At 61.6% G+C, this 3,372-nt stretch carries 3 protein-coding genes; all 3 read left to right on the plus strand.

Annotation, left to right across the window (positions count from 1 at the left end):
• Window positions 1-2,454: efflux RND transporter permease subunit (locus ACY693_RS16875; protein ID WP_462322973.1), on the plus strand; the 2,454-nt coding region annotated here is incomplete at its 5' end.
• 136 nt (window positions 2,455-2,590) lie between these two features.
• A complete protein-coding gene (locus tag ACY693_RS16880) occupies window positions 2,591-3,184 on the plus strand; it encodes a hypothetical protein (protein ID WP_462322974.1) in 594 nt (197 codons plus the stop codon).
• Between the two features lie 54 nt (window positions 3,185-3,238).
• Window positions 3,239-3,372, plus strand: a 134-nt coding sequence (locus ACY693_RS16885) for a ParA family protein (RefSeq protein ID WP_462322975.1), incomplete at its 3' end; no start/stop codon positions are given.

Genomic DNA, 3,372 nt, shown 5'->3' on the forward strand with positions numbered 1-3,372 from the left:
CTGCTGCCGATGGGCTTCGTTAGCGGCATGATGGGCCCCTACATGCAGCCGATCCCGGCACTGGGCTCGGTGGCGATGTTGATCTCGCTGTTTGCGGCCTTCGTGTTCACGCCGTATCTCGCCATCTCGAAGTGGCTGCGGCCCTCAATGAGTTACCTGGAGGTGGCCGAGAAGCGCGAGCATAAGGAGGCAAAGAACCTCGAGCGGCTTTATGTGGGCATCCTGACCCCGCTGATCGAGCACAAGAGCAAACGGTTGATCTTCAAGCTGGTGCTTTGGGGTACCTTCCTCTTCACACTGAGCTTCTTCTACTTCAAGTGGGTGCCGGTGAAGATGCTGCCCTTGGACAACAAGCCCGAGTTCTCGGTCGTGTTGGACATGCCCGAAGGCACAGCCTTGCCGGTGACCGCGAATTTGGCCCATCAGATGGCCGACAAGATCCGGACCATGCCAGAGGTCACCGCGATCCAGCTCTATGCGGGAACGGCGCGGCCGTTCGATTTCAATGGCATGGTGCGTCACTACTACCTGCGCTCCGATCCTTGGCAGGGCGAGCTCCAGATACAGCTGACTAACAAGCACGATCGCGACCGGACTAGCCATGAGATTGCGGTTCAGGCGCGTGAGATGCTCAAGCCGCTAGCGGATGCGAACGGCGCCAGCATTGCCGTGGTCGAGATGCCGCCGGGTCCTCCAGTCTTGCAGTCGGTTGTTGCCGAGGTGCATGGGCCAAGCTCGGAGGTCCGCCGCGCCTTTGCCCAGGAGCTGACCGATATCTTCGCGCAAGCCGAGAGTACGCGTGATGTCGACAACTATCTGCGTGACTCCTTCGATTATTGGCGCTTCGATGTCGATACCGAAAAGGCAGTGCGTCGCGGCGTGTCGGTGGATGCCATCAATCGCAACCTGACCATGGCCCTGGGTGGGGCTGAGATCGGCGACGTGAAGATGCGCGCTGGTCACGAGCCGGTGAATATCGTGGTGCAGGTGCCGCTGGCGGAACGCTCGCAGATCCAGAGCCTCGGCGACCTGCCGATCCGCACCAATGCCGGCTCGACCATCCCGCTGCGGGAGCTAGGAGAATTCGAGCGGGTGCCGGAGGAGTCCATCGTCTATCGCAAGGACCTGCGCGCCGTCGAGTACGTGGTGGCGGATGTCGGTGGCACCCTCGCGGCCCCTGTCTATGCCATGCTGCAGGTTCAGAACCGCATTGACGAGATGGGCTATGTGGCACCCGATGGGGTGACGCCTGAGACCTACTGGCTTGGGCCGCCACCCTCGGATCAGGTGTCGAGCTTCGAATGGGCCGGCGAGTGGACCGTCACCTATGAAACCTTCCGCGACATGGGCGCCGCCTTCGGTGTTGCCCTGGTCTTGATCTACGTACTCGTGGTCTGGGAATTCGGCAATTTCCGCATTCCGTTGGTCATCATGGCGCCTATCCCCTTGACCCTGCTCGGTATCATCCCGGCGCACTGGGCGGCCTTCGAGCTTGGCTTCGGAGGCGAGTTTACTGCCACGTCAATGATCGGCTGGATTGCGCTGGCCGGCATCATCGTCCGTAACTCGATCTTGCTCGTCGATTTCTCGATCCACGAGGTGCAGAAGGGCGTCCCGGTCGCAGAGGCCGTGATCCGTTCCTGTACGACGCGCACGCGGCCGATTGTGATTACGGCACTTGCGTTGGTGGCTGGCGCAAGCGTCATCGTTACCGATCCGATCTTCCAGGGCATGGCCATTTCATTGTCCTCAGGCGTGCTGGTCTCAACGCTGCTGACGCTGATCGTGATACCCCTTGGTTGCGTTGCCGCGAGCAAAGACCTGTGTGAGGTGGCCGTTGCAAGTGCGCCTGAGGGGATGGTGGTGCCTTGCGCTGAAGGGCTGCAGCACGATCGCTCTGATCGTGGTATCAGCTCGTCCTCAACACAGCGTCCGCAACAGGGCGGTGGCGTCTTGGCGAAGATCGGCGGTGCTTTGATGCTGGTGCTCTACGCATTCCGCGGTCTGTTCTTGCTGCTTTTCGATTGGATCAAGGGGATGATCAAGAAGCGCCGAGCAGCGCCAGCGGCCGAGGGTCCATCAGGCGGACCAGGTGGCGCGTCAGCTGGGCCGCCGCCGAATGCGCTGCGTCGCCAGGAGACAGCGGCTAGGGCCAAGGACGCCTCGGCGGCCGAGAGCGCGACTGATGTTTCGAGTCACACAAGCGGTGCAAAGCCGTCTACAGTTAGTGGTGAAGAGTCCTCAGACGCTGCGGCACCAGCAACGGCCTCTGCCAGCAATATGCCGGCAAAGAAGGTCGCGACAAAGAAGGCCACCAGCAAGAAGGTGTCGAGTAAGAAGGCGCCGGCGAAGAAGGCATCAACCAAGAAGGCGACCGCTAAGTCGCAGCAAAAGGGCTCAAGACGAGGCATTCGTCTCAAGACGGACGACAGCGACGGGCCGGACAACACATAGTGCGACGGATACCATGACAAGCTTGCAATCGAGACCTTTACGCCGGTGCCGATCCATGGCGACAGGTTGGCGTCGCCGCGCGGGGGCTCGATTGGGTCTGTTATTAGTCGCGGTTACACTGGCCCCCGCGAGCCCGGTGCTATGGGCATGGAATCCCTACGATGCCGACAGTAGCTGGTCCTCACCGGCGCGAGACGATTTCGATACGAGCCATCACGAGACCCGCGATTACGGCTGGGATACTGGGTCCCGGGCATCGGACTGGGGTGAGCGCGATCGCTGGCGTGATACATCCAACGAGCGCACCGGCGTCCGAGAGAACAAGTGGCGTGAGCCCGCCCCAGAGGGTTATCGAGGTGAAGCCACTGATGGCAGCCTGTGGCGCGAGCGTCAGCAGCCATGGCCGCGCGAGTCGGCCTCAGGCTGGGACGCCTCACGTCAGCAGCGTCGCTCGACCACCCCAGGTTATGCCCCTTCCGGTGTCGGCGACTACGAGTTTCGGCATGATCCCGAGCTCGATACTCGGCGCCCAGGTCATCAGGGTGGCTGGGTATTTCGTCCTCGCACCGAGCGGGAGAACGCGCGCTCCCTTGCGGATAGCCCCTATCCGCCGATCGATGAGCAGGATTATCTGCCACGCGGACCTTGGCGCAGCTACCAAGACGAAGGCGCCGCATTCGGTTACCATCCGGATCAGGCATGGCCGGGCACCTCGCCGCAGCTTCGCTAACTGCTCGGTCTTTCTGATCCCTAAAGCCACTCTCTGCGATCTCGGCAAGAACGGATGATTACAGTCATCGGCTCCTTGAAGGGCGGCTCTGGCAAGAGCACCCTGACCTTCAATCTGGGCGTCTGGTTGTCACTGGCTGAGGTCGACGTGCAACTGTTGGACGCCGACCCTCAGGGCACCTTGACCGA

The organism is Halochromatium sp. (assembly GCF_054919635.1).